13 protein-coding genes and 1 tRNA gene are annotated in these 17332 nt (G+C 70.8%); 5 read left to right on the plus strand and 9 right to left on the minus strand.

All coding sequences use genetic code 11. From position 1 onward, the window contains the following. Nucleotides 1-5: 5 nt before the first annotated feature. From ACQRWP_RS22655 to argS, 7 genes are all read right to left on the minus strand, one after another. A complete protein-coding gene (locus ACQRWP_RS22655) occupies nucleotides 6-1250 on the minus strand; it encodes an MFS transporter (RefSeq protein WP_430497541.1) in 1245 nt (414 codons plus the stop codon). A gap of 11 nt (nucleotides 1251-1261) precedes the next feature. Beyond that, nucleotides 1262-2104: a polysaccharide deacetylase family protein gene (locus ACQRWP_RS22660; protein WP_430497543.1), complete on the minus strand. Its 843-nt coding sequence runs from the start codon at nucleotides 2102-2104 to the stop codon at nucleotides 1262-1264. A gap of 135 nt (nucleotides 2105-2239) precedes the next feature. Further along, complete coding sequence (locus ACQRWP_RS22665; protein ID WP_430497544.1) at nucleotides 2240-5518, minus strand: efflux RND transporter permease subunit; 3279 nt, start codon at nucleotides 5516-5518, stop codon at nucleotides 2240-2242. A gap of 141 nt (nucleotides 5519-5659) precedes the next feature. Then, entirely contained in the window at nucleotides 5660-6709 is a 1050-nt protein-coding gene (gene thrC / locus ACQRWP_RS22670; protein ID WP_430497546.1) for a threonine synthase, read from the minus strand. A gap of 139 nt (nucleotides 6710-6848) precedes the next feature. Next, nucleotides 6849-8159, minus strand: coding sequence for a homoserine dehydrogenase (locus ACQRWP_RS22675; RefSeq protein ID WP_430503267.1), 1311 nt, complete (start codon nucleotides 8157-8159; stop codon nucleotides 6849-6851). An 8-nt stretch (nucleotides 8160-8167) separates the two neighbouring features. Further along, complete coding sequence (gene lysA / locus ACQRWP_RS22680) at nucleotides 8168-9553, minus strand: diaminopimelate decarboxylase (protein WP_430497548.1); 1386 nt, start codon at nucleotides 9551-9553, stop codon at nucleotides 8168-8170. Nucleotide 9554: 1 nt separating this feature from the next. Next, a complete protein-coding gene (gene argS, locus ACQRWP_RS22685; RefSeq protein WP_430497549.1) occupies nucleotides 9555-11222 on the minus strand; it encodes an arginine--tRNA ligase in 1668 nt (555 codons plus the stop codon). A 97-nt stretch (nucleotides 11223-11319) separates the two neighbouring features. On the opposite strand from argS, the gene ACQRWP_RS22690 reads away from it, so the two are divergent. From ACQRWP_RS22690 to ACQRWP_RS22710, 5 genes are all read left to right on the plus strand, one after another. Next, nucleotides 11320-12117, plus strand: a complete 798-nt coding sequence (locus ACQRWP_RS22690) for a DUF3105 domain-containing protein (RefSeq protein ID WP_430497551.1) — start codon at nucleotides 11320-11322, stop codon at nucleotides 12115-12117. 8 nt (nucleotides 12118-12125) lie between these two features. Beyond that, complete coding sequence (locus ACQRWP_RS22695) at nucleotides 12126-12794, plus strand: DUF305 domain-containing protein (protein ID WP_430497552.1); 669 nt, start codon at nucleotides 12126-12128, stop codon at nucleotides 12792-12794. A 290-nt stretch (nucleotides 12795-13084) separates the two neighbouring features. Continuing rightward, complete coding sequence (locus ACQRWP_RS22700) at nucleotides 13085-13777, plus strand: winged helix-turn-helix domain-containing protein (protein WP_430497553.1); 693 nt, start codon at nucleotides 13085-13087, stop codon at nucleotides 13775-13777. A gap of 90 nt (nucleotides 13778-13867) precedes the next feature. Beyond that, a tRNA-Arg gene (locus ACQRWP_RS22705) sits at nucleotides 13868-13942 on the plus strand. A gap of 86 nt (nucleotides 13943-14028) precedes the next feature. Next, nucleotides 14029-14487, plus strand: a complete 459-nt coding sequence (locus ACQRWP_RS22710; RefSeq protein WP_430497555.1) for a hypothetical protein — start codon at nucleotides 14029-14031, stop codon at nucleotides 14485-14487. Nucleotides 14488-14508: 21 nt separating this feature from the next. Here ACQRWP_RS22710 and ACQRWP_RS22715 read toward each other — a convergent pair whose 3' ends face one another. Both ACQRWP_RS22715 and ACQRWP_RS22720 read right to left on the minus strand, forming a co-directional pair. After that, complete coding sequence (locus ACQRWP_RS22715; RefSeq protein WP_430497557.1) at nucleotides 14509-16890, minus strand: ATP-binding cassette domain-containing protein; 2382 nt, start codon at nucleotides 16888-16890, stop codon at nucleotides 14509-14511. 29 nt (nucleotides 16891-16919) lie between these two features. Beyond that, nucleotides 16920-17330 (minus strand): VOC family protein, encoded by a 411-nt coding sequence (locus tag ACQRWP_RS22720; protein ID WP_430497559.1) that lies wholly within the window; start codon nucleotides 17328-17330, stop codon nucleotides 16920-16922. Between the last annotated feature and the right edge of the window lie 2 nt (nucleotides 17331-17332).

Here is a 17332-nt window from a genome sequence, read left to right on the forward strand (position 1 = left end):
CGAGTTCAGCCGGCCGGCTTCGGGACCGGCTCGGCGGCCGGATCGGTGAGCGACAGCCGGCGGGTGGCGATCCGCCAGCCGACCGCGTACACGAGGGTGATCAGACCGCAGCCGGCGAGCACCACCCGTTCGTCGACCGAGTCCACCACCAGGGCCACCGCCAGTTGGCTCACCGAGATCGCCAGCGTCGCCAGCATCATGTCGGTGGCGAAGACGCGGCCCCGCAACCGGTCCGGGACTTCACCCTGGAGGGCGAAGTTCGACATCACCCAGTTGCTGCCACCCGCGAAGTGCGCCACGAAGACCAGCAGCAGCACCAGCGGAAACCATCGCACCACCGAGGTGCCCAGGTAGGACAGGCCGTAGAGCGACATGGACAGCGCGAGCCCGGGCAGCAGCCAGGCCCGGTTGGTCAACACCCGGCGCATCAGGATCGGCCCCACCAACGCTCCCGCGCCGCGTACCGCGAAGAGCAGGCCGGCGCCGAGCGAGCCGACACCGTACACGCCGGCCAGCAGCGGAAACACGGTCAGCACGCCGTTGCCCAGGCCCACCGCCGACTTGACCGTGACCAGCGCGAGCACCCGGGGGCGGTGACCGATGTAGCCGAGCGCCTCGCGGACCGCCGACCAGGTCCGCTGGGCCGGTTGGTCGGCGTCCCGGGGTGCCTGCAACGGCCGGCGGATCCGGGTGGCGAGGCCCGCGGCCACCGCCAGGCCCGCCGCCGCCACCCAGAAGCAGACGTACGGACCGGCAGCGGTGCTCAGCACGCCGCCGAGCGAGGCGCCGACCACGGTCATGGTGCCCCAGGCCGAGCCGGCGACGGCGTTGCCCGCGGCGAGTTCGTGCGGCTCCAGCACGTTGGGCAGCGCGGCCTGGGCGGCCGGCGAGTAGAACGCCTTGGCGACCGCCACCACGCCGATCGCGACCAGCGCCAGCCACGCCGTTCCGGCGTCCCGCACGCCGAGCAGCAGCAGCACGCCCGCCAGCGCGGCCACGTTCGCGACGATCATGATCTTGCGGCGGTCGAAGCGGTCGGCGATCGTGCCGGTGTACGGCAGCAGCAACGCCACGATGCCGGTGTCCACCGCCAACACCAGCGCGCCCCAGACGCCGCTGCCGGTCAGGTGCGGCAGCAGCACCAGCAGCGGCACCATGACGAACCAGTCGGCGCCGAAGACCACCAACTCGGCGAGGAACAGATTGCGGAAGCTCCGATTGCCGGTCAGAACCGAGAGGGTGGACGTCACGGAGCGCGACCCTACCTGGTCGGTGTCGGACCCACACCCGCTCCCAGCAGCGCCGAAACCGTGACGAAGGTGTAACCGCGCGACCGGAGTCCGTTGATCATGTCGGTCAGACCCCGCAGTGCGACCAGCCGCCGGCGCGCCCCCACATCGTGGCCGAGCACGATCGTTCCCGGTCGGACCTCGGCCACGATCCGCTGGGCGTGACCGGCCGGATCGTCAGGGAACTCGCGCTCCACCATCTGCAACGACCAGAGCACCAGCCGATAGTCCAGCCGGGCCGCCGCGTGCAGCACCGCCCCGCCCAGGTGGCCGTACGGCGGGCGGAGGAGCACCGGCGGCACCCCGGTCAGGTCGACGATCGCGTCGTGGCTGCGGCGCAGGTCGTCGTACGCCTCTGCGGCGTCCAGTTCGGCCAGGTCCCGGTGCCCCCAGCTGTGGTTGCCCACCTCGTGCCCGGCGAGCCGGTCGCGGACGACGTCGGCGTGCCGGCGGACCTGCGCCCCGACCATGAAGAAGGTGGCCGGGACCCGGTGCCGGGCCAGGGTGTCGAGCACCATCGGGGTCCACTCTGGTGCGGGACCGTCGTCGAAGGTGAGGGCCACCAGACGCTGGTCGGTTCTTCCCGACCAGACGACCTCCAGCGCGCCGGAGCCGACACCCTGCTGGCCGTTACCGAGGGTGGCGCTGGCGGGGGCGCCGGCGATCGGCATCCGGCGATGGGTGGTCCACCACGCCTCGGACGTCCCCGCGCCGATGGCCACGCCGCCCACCACCAGCAGGCCACGGCGCAGCAGGTCGCGTCGCCCCCACCCGCGCGCGCCCTCGACCATCCGCCCGCCCCGCTCCACCCGCACCCCCACCCGTCTACGAGGAGTATGCAAGAAGTTACACAAAGTATGGGGTGGTCGAGTCGGAGTGTTTTTGGACGAAATGAACCCGGAACGCCCCCGGCGAAAATCCGCCGGGGGCGTTCCGAACCGCACTGCTACCTACTCGGTCGGCTCCGCCGGAGGCAGCGGCGAGGTACGGCTACGGGGCAGCCGCAGCACCTCGAACTGGTCCGTGCCCTCGACCAACGCGGCCGACGGCGCGGGTCGCGCGGCCGGCTGCCCACCCTCGGACGCAGCCGGGGCGGGCGCGCCGCTCGGCACCGCGACCTGGTTCGGGGCTGGCACCTCGTCGGTCTCCGTCGTGGTCACCGCCGACCCCCCGGAGCGCCGCCGTGCGCGCCGGCCCCGCAGCGACTCCTTGGTGTGCTCCACCATCGTGTAGAGCGTCGGCACCAGGATCAGCGTGAGCAGCGTCGAGCTGAGCAGACCACCGATCACCACGACCGCCAGCGGCTGAGAGATGAAGCCGCCCTCACCGGTCAACCCGAACGCCATCGGCAGCAGCGCGAAGATGGTCGCCACCGCCGTCATCAGGATCGGGCGCAGCCGGCGACGGCCACCTTCGACCACCGCCTCCCGGACCCCCATGCCCTGCGCCCGGTACTGGTTGATCAGGTCGAGCAACACGATCGCGTTGGTCACCACGATGCCGACCAGCATCAGCACACCGATCAGCGCCGGCACACCGAGCGGCGTCCCGGTGATCAACAGCAGACCGATCGCACCGGTCGCGGCGAACGGGATCGAGATCAGCAGGATCAGCGCCTGGGTGAGGCTGCGGAACGTGGCCACCATGATCAGGAAGACGATGGCGATCGCGGCCAGCACCGCCAGGCCCAGGTCCGCGAAGGCATCCGCCTGATCCGCGCTGACACCGCCGATGGTGAAGCTCGCACCCGGCACGTTGATGCCGTCCAGCCGCTTCTGCAACTCCTGGCTGGTCGCGCCCAGGTTCGAGCCGGTCGCAGCGCCGGTCACCGACACGCTGCGCTCACCATCGATCCGGGTGACCTGCTGCGGGCCCTCGCCCTGGGTGACCTGCGCGATGTCGCCCAGCTTGACCGGACCAACCGGCAGTGCCCGCAGCTCATCCACTGTCATCGGCGGTTGCGTGCCCAACCGCAGCACCACGTTCTGCTGCTGGCCGTCGAGCGCTACCTGACCCAGCGGCGCTCCCCGGAACGCCTGGGACACGAGCTGCCCCACGGCGGCCTCGGTGAGCCCGACCCGACCGGCGGCGACCCGGTCGACCACCACGTCGACCCGCGGCACCCGCGCTGCCAGGCTGGTGGAGACGTCCTCGACGTCCGGGACGCCGGCCATCGCGGCCCGCGCCTCCTCGGCGGCCCGGGTCAGCGCCTCCGGGTCGCTGGCCTGGACGATCACCTCCAGCTGGCTGGTCGACGCCTCCTGCCCGCCACCGAAGCTGATCTCACCCGCACCGGCACCGAGCTTGTCGAACTCCTTGCGCAGCACCTCACGCATCTGCTTCGCGTCGGTGTCACCGTCGAGCGCCAGCGACCAGCTGGCGACGTTGTTGCCGCCACCGCCCGCCCACGGGTTGTCCCCACCGCCCGCGGTCACCTGGTACGTCTCGACGCCGTCGGTGCGGGACAGCACCGACTCGACCTGCTTGGCCGCCGCGTCGGTGGCCGCCAGACCACTGCCGGCCGGCAGCTCCTGGCTCATGTTGAGGGTGTCCTGGCCGGAGTCGTCCAGGAAGTTGGTCTCCAACTTCTGCGCCAGACCGAAGGTGCCGAAGAGCACCAGCAGGCCGAGCCCGACGGTGATCCAACGGGTCGACCGCTTGCGGGTGGCGAACCCGATCACCGGCAGGTACGCGCGCTGCAACGGGCTGCGCAGCTCCTTCGCCTCCGCGGCGTGCCGTACCGCCTCGTCGTCCGCGGTGCCGCCGCGCGGCTTGAGGAACCAGTACGCGAGGACCGGGATCACGGTGAGCGACACCAGCAGCGAGGCGAGCAGGGCCACCGTCACTGTGATCGCGAACGGCGCGAAGAGCTGGCCCACGAACCCGCCGACCAGCGCGATCGGCGCGAACACCGCCACCGTGGTGAGGGTCGACGCGGTCACCGCGCCGGCCACCTCCCGGACGCCGGTGATGATGGCGTGCCGCTTCTCCTCGCCGTACTCCAGATGTCGTTTGATGTTCTCCAACACCACGATCGAGTCGTCGACCACCCGACCGACCGCGATGGTCAACGCGCCGAGGGTGAGCAGGTTGAGCGAGTAGTCACCGATCCACAGGGCGATCAGCGCCACCAGCACGGAGAGCGGGATGGAGACCGCGGTGACCACCGTCGAGCGCACCGACAGCAGGAAGACCAGGATGACGATGACCGCCATCACCAGGCCCAGCAGGCCCTCGGTGGTCAGCGACTCGATCGACTTCTCGACGAACGGCGCCTGGTCGAAGACCACTGTCAGCTCCGCGCCGGAGGCGTCCTTCAGGTCGTCGAGCCGGTCCCGGATCTCGTGCGAGATCTCCACGGCGTTGCCGTCCGGTGCCGCGGTGACCGCGATACCGAGGCTGTCCTTGCCGTTGGTCCGGGTGATCGCCGTGGCCGGGGCGAGCTGCTGCTCGACCGTCGCCACGTCACCGAGGCGAACGGGTGCCGCGGCCGGGACGACCACGATGCCGCGCAACTCCTCCAGGGTGGAGATCGGCGTGCCGACCTGCACCGGGAGGGCCAAGGCGCCGTCGGTCACCGCGCCGGCCGGAACCGCCACGCCGTTCGTCTTCAGCGCCGCGCCGATCGCCGTCGGCTGGATCTTCGCGGCGGCCAACTTCGCCGGGTCCGGGGTGACCACCACGACGTCGTCGCGGGTGCCGGTCACCTCGACAGTGCGTACCCCCTCGATGCCCTCAAGCTCCGGCACCACCGTCGCGCGCAGCTTCTCGGCGAGCGCCCGCTCGTCCGCAGCGCCGGCCGCGGCCAGCACCACCGCCGGCAGGTCGTCGGTGCTACCCGCGATGACCTGCGGGTCGACGCTCTCCGGGAGCTGGGCGTCGATCCGGCTCAGCGCGGTCTGCATCTTGTTGACCACGTCGTCGAGGTCGGTGCCGAACTCGTACGTCACCTGGACGGTGGCCGCCCCCTCGCGGGAGGTGGAGGTGACCTGGTCCAGCCCCGGGATGCCCTGGAGGGCGTTCTCGATCGGCTCGGTCACCTGCGACTCGACGATCTCGGGGCCGGCGCCGGGGTAGGGGGCCACGATGAACGCGGCCGGGAACTCGAGCGACGGCAGCAGTTGCTGCTTCAGCGACGGCACGGCGAACACTCCGAACACCGTGGTCACCACCGCGATGAGGGCAATCAGCCCTCGGTTGGCGAGGCTGAATCTGGCGAGCAGCGACATCGGCCTGGCTCACTCCTGAACGAGAATGCGGGCGGGGATACCCGAAAGTGTGCCGGACTCGCATACCTCGACCCCCGCCGCCCCCGGGCCGTCCCGCCGTCCAGCTACCCGCCGTCGTTCACCGCCCGGACGGTGGCCCGCTCAGGCCAGGTCGAGGGCGCGGGCCGCGGCCAGCGGGTCGTTCGCGATGGTCACCGGCGCCGGCGCGGTGGAGATCGCCCATTCCGGGTCCTTCAGCCCGTGGCCGGTCACCGTGCAGACCACAGTGGAACCGGGCGGGACCGCGCCCGCCGCGGCCTGCTGCAACAGGCCGGCCACGCTGGCCGCGCTGCCCAGCTCGACGAAGACCCCCACCTCACGGGCGAGCAGGCGGTACGCGGAGAGGATCTCCCGGTCGGTCACCGACGCGATCAGGCCACCGGAGGCGTCCCGGGCATCCAACGCCTTGGTCCAGCTCGCCGGGTTGCCGATCCGGATCGCGGTGGCGATGGTCGACGGCTCCGGCACCACCTGGCCGGTCACGATCGGGGCCGCCCCGGCGGCCTGGAAGCCGTACATCTTGGGCGTCCGGGTGGTCGCGCCGACGGCCGACTCCTCCTCGTATCCCATCCAGTACGCGGAGATGTTGCCGGCGTTGCCGACCGGCAGGCAGTGGATGTCGGGCGCGTCACCGAGCGCCTCGACGATCTCGAAGGCGGCGGTCTTCTGGCCGTGCAGCCGGTCGATGTTGACCGAGTTGACCAACGCAACCGGGTAGTCCTGGGCGAGCTTGGCGGCCGTCGCGAGGCAGTCGTCGAAGTTGCCGTTCACCTGGAGCAGCTTCGCGCCGTGCACCAGCGCCTGGGCCAGCTTGCCCAACGCGATCTTGCCCTGCGGCACCAGCACGGCACAGGTCAACCCGGCCCGGGCCGCGTACGCCGCGGCGGAGGCGCTGGTGTTGCCGGTGGAGGCGCAGATGATGGCCTTGTTACCGGCCTCGACCGCCTTGGACACCGCGAGGGTCATCCCCCGGTCCTTGAAGGAGCCGGTCGGGTTGGCGCCCTCCACCTTGAGGTGCACGTCGCAACCGAGCCGGGCGGACAGCACCGGCGCCGGCAACAGCGGGGTGTTCCCCTCGTGCAGCGTGACGACCGGCGTGGCCGCGGTGACCGGCAGCCGATCCCGGTACGCCTCGATCAGACCCCGCCACATGTCGCTCTCCTCGCCTCTACCGCCGCGCCCACCCGAATATCAGGGCCACCTTGGACCAGCCTGCTGGAGTGGTCGATGGCACACCCCGGCTTACCCACCTGGCGGGACGCGTGAGCCGTCCCGTCGATGATGCAACGACTCAGGCGTCGCCCTCGACCCGCAGCACACTGGTCACCGACCGGACAATGTCCAGACCGCGCAGCTCGTCGACGGTCGCGGCGAGCGCGGCGTCCGGTGCCACATGCGTGACGATGACCAGCTCGGCGTCGCCGTCGCGGCCCGCTGGCCCGCCGGCCGAGCCCTGCCGCACCGTCGCGATCGACACGTCGTGTCGGGCGAACACGCTCGCCACCGAGGCCAGCACACCCGGGCGGTCGGCCACGTCGAGGCTCACGTGGTAGCGGGTCAACGCCTCACCCATCGGCCGGACCGCGAGGTCCGCGTACGCGCTCTCGCTGGCCGCGCGCACCCCGGCGAGCCGGTTGCGGGACACCGCGACCACGTCACCGAGCACCGCGCTGGCGGTGGGCGCGCCACCGGCGCCCCGACCGTAGAACATCAGTTGCCCGGCAGCGTCCGCCTCCACGAAGACCGCGTTGAACGCGTCCCCGACGCTGGCCAGCGGGTGGCTGCGCGGGATCATCGCCGGATGCACCCGGACGCTGACCGTCTCCCGGCCGGTGGGGTCGACACCCCGGGCCGCGATGCAGAGCAGTTTGATCGTGCAGCCCATCGCCTGGGCGCTGGCCATGTCCGCGGCGGTCACCTCGGTGATGCCCTCGCGGTGCACGTCGGCGGCGCCGACCCGGGTGTGGAACGCCAGCGAGGCGAGGATCGCCGCCTTCGCCGCCGCGTCGAAGCCCTCCACGTCGGCGGTCGGGTCGGCCTCCGCGTACCCCAGGGCGGTGGCCTCTTCGAGGGCCTCGGCGAAGCCGGCGCCGGTCGCGTCCATCGCGGAGAGGATGAAGTTGGTGGTGCCGTTGACGATGCCGGTGACCCGGTTGATCCGGTCGCCGTGCAGCGACTCCCGTAGTGGGCGCAGCAGCGGGATGGCCCCGGCCACGGACGCCTCGTAGTAGAGGTCGCCGCCGCCCTCGGCCGCCGCCTCGTGCAGGGCCACGCCGTCCTCGGCGAGCAGCGCCTTGTTGGCGGTGACCACGCTCTTGCCGGCGCGCAGCGCCTCGACCAGCCAGCTCCGGGCCGGTTCGATGCCACCGACCACCTCGATCACCACGTCCACGTCGTCGCGCTTGATCAGGCCAAGCGCGTCGGTGGTGAACAGGTCCTCGTCGACCGGCAGGTCACCCCGGTCGCGGCCGAGCCGACGGACGGCGATGCCGGCGATCTCCAGCGGGGCGCCGATCCGCGCGGTCAGGTCGGCCGACTGCTCGTGCAGCAGCCGGACCACCTCCTGGCCGACAGTGCCACAGCCGAGCAGCGCCAAGCGCACAGGTGACGTCATCCAACATCCAATGCGAGCAGGTCCTCTTCGGTTTCCCGCCGGACGATCAGGCGCGCCTGGCCGTCGCGCACCGCGACCACCGGTGGCCGGGGCACATGGTTGTAGTTGCTGGCCATGCTTCGGCAGTACGCACCGGTGCCGGGCACTGCGACAAGATCTCCGGGCTGCACGTCGGCGGGCAGGAATTCATCCTTCACCACGATGTCCCCGGACTCACAGTGCTTTCCCACCACGCGGGCGAGCAACGGCTGCGCGCCGGAGGCCCGCGAGGCCAGCGTCGCCGAGTAGGACGCGTCGTAGAGGGCGGTGCGGATGTTGTCGCTCATCCCGCCGTCGACGCTGACGTACGTCCGGAGGCCGTCGAGGTCCTTGACCGTGCCGACCTCGTAGAGGGTGAACACGGCCGGCCCGACGATGGCCCGGCCCGGCTCGATCGACAGGTGCGGCACGGCCAGGTTCTCCGCCGCGCACTCCGAATCGACGATCTTGCGCAGCCGCTTGGCCAGATCCTGCGGGGTCGCCGGGTCGTCCTGGGTGGTGTACGCGATGCCGAAGCCACCGCCCAGGTCCAGCTCGGGCAGCTCCACCCCGCGCGCGTCGCGGATCTGCGCCTGAAGGGCGAGCACCCGACGGGCCGAGACCTCGAAGCCGCTGGCGTCGAAGATCTGCGAGCCGATGTGCGAGTGCAGACCGCGCAGCTCCAGCACACCCTCGTCGAGGATCTTGAACGCGGCGTTCGCGGCGGCACCGCCGGCAAGCGAGAAGCCGAACTTCTGGTCCTCGTGGGCGGTGGCGATGAACTCGTGGGTGTGCGCCTCGACGCCCACCGTGACCCGGACCAGCACCCGGGGCCGGACCCCGCGCTCGCGGGCCAGCGCGGTGAGCCGGTCGATCTCGGTGAACGAGTCGACGATGATCCGGCCCACCCCGGCGTCCAGCGCCCGGCCCAGCTCGGCGACCGACTTGTTGTTGCCGTGGAAACCGATCCGCTCCGGCGGCATCCCGGCCGACAGCGCGGTGGCCAGCTCGCCACCGGTGCAGACGTCCAGGTGCAGCCCCTCCTCGGCGATCATCCGGACCACCGCCCGGCAGAGGAACGCCTTGCCCGCGTAGAAGACGTCCTCGGTCGGGAAGGCCGCCCGGAAGTCGCGGCAGCGCGAGCGCAGGTCGGCCTCGTCGAGGACGTACACCGGGGTGCCGAACTCGGCCGCGATGTCGCGGACGCTCAGGCCCGCGACGGCGACCGCACCGTCGGCGCCGCGCGTCACCGACCGCGGCCACAGCGCCGGCACGAGGGCGTTGACGTCGGCCGGGGCACGCAGCCAGGCCGGCCCCTGGTTGCTGATGTCCGCGTGCAGCGCACCAGCCTCATGAGCCCTCATGTCACATCCTCTCGGGGGCGGAGACGCCCAGCAGGAACAGGCCGTTGGCGATCACCGTGCGGGTGGCGTTGTTGAGCCAGAGCCGAGCGCGGTGCAGGTCGGTGATCTCCTCGTCGCCCAGCGGCAGCACCCGGCAGTTGTCGTAGAACCGGTGGTAGGAGGCGGCGACGCTCTCCTCCAGATAGCGGGCCACCCGGTGCGGCTCCCGCAGCTCGGCGGCCGTCGCCACCACCGCGGGGAACTGCGCGAGCGCCTTGAGCAGCTCGTTCTCCTTCTCGTGGTCGAGCAGCTCCGGGCGGAACGCGTCGGCGTCGCCCGGAACCAGCCCCACCTCGGCGGCGTTGCGGGCCACGCCCGCCGTCCGGGCTGCCACGTACTGCACGTAGTAGACCGGGTTGTCGCGGGTCGCCCGGGTCCACAGCTCGATGTCGATGTCGATCGGGGAGTCGCTGGAGTAGCGGGCCAACGCGTACCGGGAGGCGTCCACGCCGATCGCGTCGACCAGGTCCTCCAGGGTGATCACGGTGCCGGCCCGCTTGCTCATCCGCATCGGGGCGCCGTCGCGCAGCAGGTTGACCAGCTGCCCGATGAGGATCTCCAGGTTGCGCTCCGGGTCGTCGCCGAAGCAGGCGGACATCGCCTTCATCCGGCCGATGTAGCCGTGGTGGTCGGCGCCCAGCATGATCACGACCCGCTCGAAGCCGCGCTCGCGCTTGTCGAGGTAGTAGGCGCAGTCCGCGGCGAAGTACGTCCACTCGCCGTTGGACTTGCGCAGCACCCGGTCCTTGTCGTCCCCGAAGTCGGTGGTGCGCAGCCAGGTGGCGCCCTCGGACTCGTAGAGGTGCCCCTGCTCGCGCAGCCGGTTCAACGCCAGGTCGAGCTCACCCCGGTCGTGCAGGTCCTTCTCGTTGAAGTAGGTGTCGAACTCCACCCCGAAGTCGCGCAGCGAGGTGCGGATCTCGTCGAACATCAGCGCGACGCCCTCGACCCGGAAGACCTCCTGGGCGGCGTCGTCGTCGAGCGAGCGCACCTCCGGCCGGCGGGCCTGCACCTCGGCGGCGATCTCGGCGATGTACGCCCCGCCGTAGCCGTCCTCCGGCGCCGGCTCACCCTTGGCGGCGGCGAGCAGCGACCGGGCGAACCGGTCGATCTGCGAGCCGGCGTCGTTGAAGTAGTACTCAGTGCCGACGTCGGCGCCGGTGGCACGCAGCAGCCGGCTCAGCGCGTCGCCGACGGCCGCCCAGCGGACCCCGCCGATGTGCACCGGCCCGGTCGGGTTGGCCGAGACGAACTCAAGGTTGATCTTCTCGCCGGCGAGCCGGTCGCTGCGGCCGTACTCCGCGCCGGTCTCCACGATCACCCGCGCGAGCTGACCGGCCGCGGCGGCGTCGAGCCGGATGTTCAGGAAGCCCGGCCCGGCGATTTCCACCGATTTGACCCCCGGCGCCCGGCCCAGCTCGTCGGCCAGGGCCGTCGCCAGCTCCCGGGGAGGGACGCCCACCTTCTTGCTCAACTGCAGCGCGAGCGTCGAGGCGTAGTCGCCGTGCTCGGGGTTGCGCGGTCGCTCCACCACAGTGCTCGCCGGCAGCGCGGCGCGGTCGAGCCCACGCTGCTCGAAGACGGCGTGGGCGGCGGCAAGGACGACCGAGGCTAGTTCTGCAGGAGTCACCCAACCATGTTATCGGGGGTAGACTCGGGCACTCGGCGGCTCCCCTGCGCGTCATCCGGCCCGCCACTCCCCTGACCGACCGACTTGACGAGGCACGATGAGCATCAGCACCCCGGGTGGCCCTGAGCGCCGCCCGACCGTGGTCAGCACCGGCAAGAAGCCGGCCGCGGGCCGGCCGGCGTCCGGCGCCAAGGCCGGTTCCGGCAAGCCGACGGGCACCCCCCGGGCCGGGGGCAAGGGCCCGCGCAAGCCGGTCACCCCGGTCAAGGTGAGCCAGGGCCGCGCGTGGGGGCCGATCGCGCTCTTCGTCGCGGTTGGCGTGCTCGCGGCCGGCATCATCGGTTACGGCGCCTGGGCGTCGTTCCAGGGCTCCAAGCCGTGGGACAAGCGGGCCAACGCCATCGACGGCATCTCCAACATCCGCAAGTCCGACCCGGACAGCCTGAAGTACGAGTCGCACAAGTCGGGCCCGCTGACCTGGAACTACTCACCGCCGGTGGGTGGGGTGCACAACGCCGCCTGGCAGAACTGCATGGGCGACGTGTACGACGCCCCGATCGCCAACGAGCACGCGGTGCACAGCCTGGAGCACGGCGCGGTGTGGATCACCTACCGCCCGGACCTGCCCAAGGACCAGGTCGACAAGCTCGCCGGCAAGGTGCGCGGTGTCGAGAAGACGCTGATGAGCCCGTACGAGGGCCTGGACAAGCCGATCTCGCTTCAGGCCTGGGGCTACCAGCTCAAGGTCGACAACGCCGACGACTCGCGGATCGACGAGTTCATCAAGGACCTGCGGGTGAACGCCTCCGTCGAGGGCCCGACGGCGCTGTGCAACACCGGCATCACCGCCACCGGCACCACGCCGCGTGAGCTCCAGCAGCAGCCCACACAGTAAGGACGGCAATGACCGCTCCGGCGACCACCGACAGCGAGTACGACGAGATCCCGGCCGTCCCGGACGAGGGCGGCCGGGCCCCGGCGTCGCGCTACGGCGTGCTGGCGCTCGCCATCATGCTGGTGGTGGGGCTCCTCCTCGGATACGCCGGCGGTCTGCTCACCCCGCGGCTCACCCGACCCGGTGACGCCTCGGTCGAGGCGGGCTTCGCCCGGGACATGACGACCCACCACGCGCAGGCGGTGGAGATGAGCCTGATCGCGTACCGGTCGGCGACCCTCCCCGAGGTGCGGCAGATCGCCGTCGACATCGCCACCGGGCAACAGGGCGAGATCGGCGCGATGCAGACCTGGCTGCGCGAATGGGGCCTCAGCCCGACCGGGTCGAACCCGCCGATGTCGTGGATGTCCGACGGGGCCACCGTCAAGGACGGTCTGATGCCGGGCATGGCCACGCCGCAACAGATGACCGCCCTGCGCAACGCTCAGGGCATCGAGGTCGACCGACAGTTCCTGACCCTGATGTACGCCCACCACCTGGGCGGCATCCACATGATCGACGCAGCGCTCGGCGCGACCGACAACGCCGAGGTGCTGCGGGTGGCGAACACCATGAAGAACACCCAGCAGACCGAGCTGAACAACCTCCGGCAGCTCCAGGCGCAGGCCAAGGGCTGACCGACCGGACGGGCACCCGGCCCGTGTCCCCGCCGATCCGTGGCGGTGACACGGGCCGCAGTCTTGGCCTTGATCGACTCGGTTTTCAGGAAACCGCGCTGTCCCCACGATCGGGACGCCCCGACTTCCAGGAACCCGAGTCGATCAAGGCGAGCCGACGCCCGCTTGAGGTGCAATCACCCCCCTTTGGACCTTGTGGGTGTTTTGCGTGGCACAGGCGATTACGTTGCTTAGAGAGTTTTCTCCCCACATATCGTGACCAGTTGCGATTCGGGCTCGTTGCCCAAGACGTGGGGGTTGCACTCAGAGACGCACGGCGCTCGGTCACCAGTTGGTGCCGACGCCACACCATCGGTGGTGACGGGGCGGTGGCAGCCGTCCGTCGCGGACAGCGGCAGGGCGAGCCGGGAATGCTCAGCCGCGAACAGGAACTCGAGTTGATCGACATGCTGCGGGGCGTCCATCCCGACGAGTTCGGCCTGGACGAGGAGTTGTGGACGCGGCAGAGCCTCACCACGCTCATCCAGCGGCGCTTCGAGCTGCCGCTGGACGCCGGCGCGGTCGGGGCGTACCTGCGGGCCTGGGGGTTGGGTCCGCGGGAACCGCGCGAGCGGGCCTGCGGGCTCTGCGTCAGCGCGGTCGAGCGTTGGGTCCGCAGCGAGTACCCGGCGATCACCCGGGCCGCCCAGGAGCACCTCGCGGAGGTCTACTGGATCGGCCGGGTCCGGTTGCGCGGCACGATGCCGGCCGCCGACGTGATCTCCGCTGTCTCGTCTCGCGGCCGGGTGCGTTTCATGATCACCACGCCGACGGTGGACCCGCCGCTCCCCCGCGACTTCGTGTTGCGACTCAGCGGCGAGGAGCAGCGCACCGTCCACCTGATCGTGGACGGCTCCTGGCCGCGCAACGAGTGGCCGCGCCGGCTCCCTCGGCGAGTCGTCCTGCACCCGCTGCCCAGCTGCGGGCGGGCGGTAGCCGCCTGAGCACCGGGTGGGCCGGTCCGACACGATCGGCTCACCCGATACCGATTCGGCGTACGCAGGGGAGGTTTGCTAGTCTTCTCCAGTCGCTGAGCCCCCGTAGCTCAGGGGATAGAGCACCGCCCTCCGGAGGCGGGGGCGCAGGTTCGAATCCTGCCGGGGGCACCAAGATTGACCAGCACCAAAGGCTCCTGACCAGGAATTGGGTCAGGGGCCTTCATTGTGTTGGCCGAACACCCGCCAGAATGTCGATCATGCTGTTTCTCGGGTTGCTCGTCGCCGCGCTGGGTGGAGCCGTCATCGCAACAGCCTTGGCCGTCCGCGGGTTCCGCGCGATGTTCAGGAACAGCGGACGGTCAGGCCGCCTGCGCACGGCGGCGCTGCTCGTCGGCGCGGGTGCCGTCGCCCTGTACGCCTGGGGTCTGCTCCATCTCGGCTACGCGGTGATGCAGGCCGAGGACGGTGGCGCCGGATCCGCCCCCGTCGGACCCTGTCGCGAGGCCGGACCACAGCTGGCGAGCCTGGTCGTCGGGTACGACGTCAGCTTCCTACCGCTGCGTTTCGAGTGTCGTCTCAGCGGTGGTGGCGCCTACGTCACCTCGTCCGTGCCCGGGTACGTCAACCCGGGCACGACCGGCCTCGGTCTGGTCGCCGCCACCTGCGGAGTCCTCGCCACCACGGCGGCACGGCGCGTCCGACCGCCGGTGGCCTGACGTCCGGCCGACGGCGGCCGGTCAGGTGCCGACGTACGCCGCCAGGTGCTCGCCGGTGAGGGTGGAGCGGGCGGCGACGAGGTCCGTGGGTGTGCCCTCGAAGACAATCCGGCCACCGTCGTGGCCGGCACCGGGGCCGATGTCGATGATCCAGTCGGCGTGCGCCATGACCGCCTGGTGGTGCTCGATGACGATCACCGACTTGCCGGCGTCGACCAGGCGGTCGAGCAGACCGAGCAGTTGCTCGACGTCGGCCAGGTGCAGGCCGGTGGTCGGCTCGTCGAGGACGTAGACGCCGCCCTTCTCGGCCATGTGGGTGGCCAGCTTGAGCCGTTGCCGCTCTCCGCCGGAGAGGGTCGTGAGCGGCTGCCCCAGGCTCAGGTAGCCGAGCCCGACGTCGGCGAGCCGGTCGAGGATGGCGTGCGCTGCCGGCGTACGCGCCTCGCCTGCGCCGAAGAACTTCTCGGCCTCCGTCACCGACATCGCGAGCACCTCGCTGATGTCGCGACCGCCAAAGCGGTATTCCAGCACCGACGCCTGGAACCGCTTGCCCTCGCAGTCCTCGCAGGGGGCGGCGACGCCCGCCATCATCCCCAGGTCGGTGTAGATGACGCCGGCGCCGTTGCAGCTCGGGCAGGCACCCTCGGAGTTGGCGCTGAACAGCGCCGGCTTCACCCCATTGGCCTTCGCGAATGCCTTGCGGATCGGGTCGAGCAACCCGGTGTACGTGGCCGGGTTGCTGCGCCTTGAGCCGCGGATCGCGCCCTGGTCGATCGAGACCACGCCCGCGCCGGCCGGGATCGAGGAGTGCACGAGCGAACTCTTGCCGGAGCCGGCGACGCCGGTCACGACGACGAGCACCCCGAGGGGTACGTCGACGTTCACGTCCTGGAGGTTGTTGGCCGTGGCGCCCCGGATCTCCAGCTTGCCGGTGGGCGTCCGCACCGTCTCCTTGAGGGCCGCCCGGTCGTCGAGGTGGCGGCCGGTGATGGTGCCGCTGGCCCGCAGACCTTCCACGGTGCCCTCGTAACAGACCGTCCCGCCCTCCGTGCCGGCGCCGGGCCCGAGGTCGACGACGTGATCGGCGATGGCGATGGCCTCCGGCTTGTGCTCCACGACCAGGACGGTGTTGCCCTTGTCGCGTAGTTGGAGCAGCAGCTCGTTCATCCGTTGGATGTCGTGCGGGTGCAGCCCGATCGTCGGCTCGTCGAAGACGTAGGTGACGTCGGTGAGCGAGGACCCGAGGTGGCGGATCATCTTGGTGCGCTGCGCCTCGCCGCCGGAGAGGGTGCCTGACGGCCGGTCGAGCGACAGGTATCCCAGCCCGATCTCCTCGAACGAGTCGAGGAGGTGTTGCAGGCCGGCCAGCAACGGGGCCACCGACGGCTCCTCGATCCCGCGCACCCAGGCGGCCAGGTCGCTGATCTGCATGGCGCACGCGTCGGCGATGTTCCTGCCCTTGATCTTCGACGACCGGGCCTCCTTGCTGAGCCGGGTGCCGGCACACTCGGGGCAGGTCGTGAAGGTCACCGCGCGCTCCACGAAGGCGCGGATGTGCGGCTGCAACGCGTCGATGTCCTTGGCGAGGAAGGACTTCTGGATCGACGGGATCAGGCCCGCGTACGTCAGGTTGATCCCGTCGATTTTGATCTTGGTGGGCTCCCGATGGAGCAGGTCGTGCAGCTCCCGCTTGTTGAACTTGGCGATCGGCTTGTCCGGGTCGAAGTAGCCGCAGCCACGGAAGATCCGGCCGAACCAGCCCTCCATGCTGTAACCCGGGATGGTGATCGCGCCCTCGTTGAGCGAGAGGTTGTCGTCGTAGAGCGCCGACAGGTCGATGTCGGTCACCGCGCCCATGCCCTCGCACCGCGGGCACATGCCGCCGAGACGGTTGAAGGTCGCCTTCTCGGTCTTCGTCTTGCCGGCGCCGCGATCGACGGTGATCGCGCCGGTCGCCTTCACCGAGGGAACATTGAAGGAGTACGCGTTGGGCGAGCCGATGTGCGGCTGCCCGAGCCGACTGAACAGGATGCGCAGCATCGCGTTGGCGTCGGTGGCGGTGCCGACGGTGGAGCGGGAGTTGGCGCCCATCCGCTCCTGGTCCACGATGATCGCCGTGGTCAGGCCATCCAGCAGGTCGACCTCGGGCCGCGCCAACGTCGGCATGAAGCCCTGCACGAAGGCGCTGTAGGTCTCGTTGATCATCCGCTGCGACTCGGCCGCGATGGTGCCGAACACCAGCGAGCTCTTGCCGGAGCCGGACACACCGGTGAACACCGTCAGCCGCCGCTTCGGGATCTCGACGCTGACGTCCTTGAGGTTGTTCACCCGCGCGCCCTGCACCCGGATCAGGTCGTGGCTGTCGGCGACGTGCGGCGCGGACGGCTGGATGGCCGTGCTCATCGTGTCTCCATCTGTCGGGCGCGCAGGACTCAGCGCACTTCCTGGATGCGGACCATATTGCCCGCCGGGTCCCGGAAGGCACAGTCGCGCACGCCGTACGGCTGCTCGGTCGGCTCCTGGACGACCTCGGCGTCGCTGGCCTCCAGCTTGGCGAAGGTGGCGTCGAGGTCGGTGGTGGCGAGGTTGACGCCGAAGTAGCTGCCCTTGGTGATCAGCTCAAGGATGGTCTGCCGCTCGTCGTCGGTGATGCCGGGGTTGGCGGCCGGCGGGTGCAGAACGATGGCCGTGCTGGGCTGGCCGACCGGCCCGACCGTGATCCACCGCATCCCCTCGTACCCGACGTCGAGGCGGACCTCGAAGCCGAGGATGTCGCGGTAGAAGGCCAGCGAGGCCTCCGGATCGGTGTGCGGCAGGAAACTCGAATGAATGGTGATGTCCATGC

Origin of the sequence: Micromonospora trifolii, assembly GCF_050516465.1 — a bacterium.
Taxonomy (GTDB): Bacteria; Actinomycetota; Actinomycetes; order Mycobacteriales; family Micromonosporaceae; genus Micromonospora; species Micromonospora trifolii.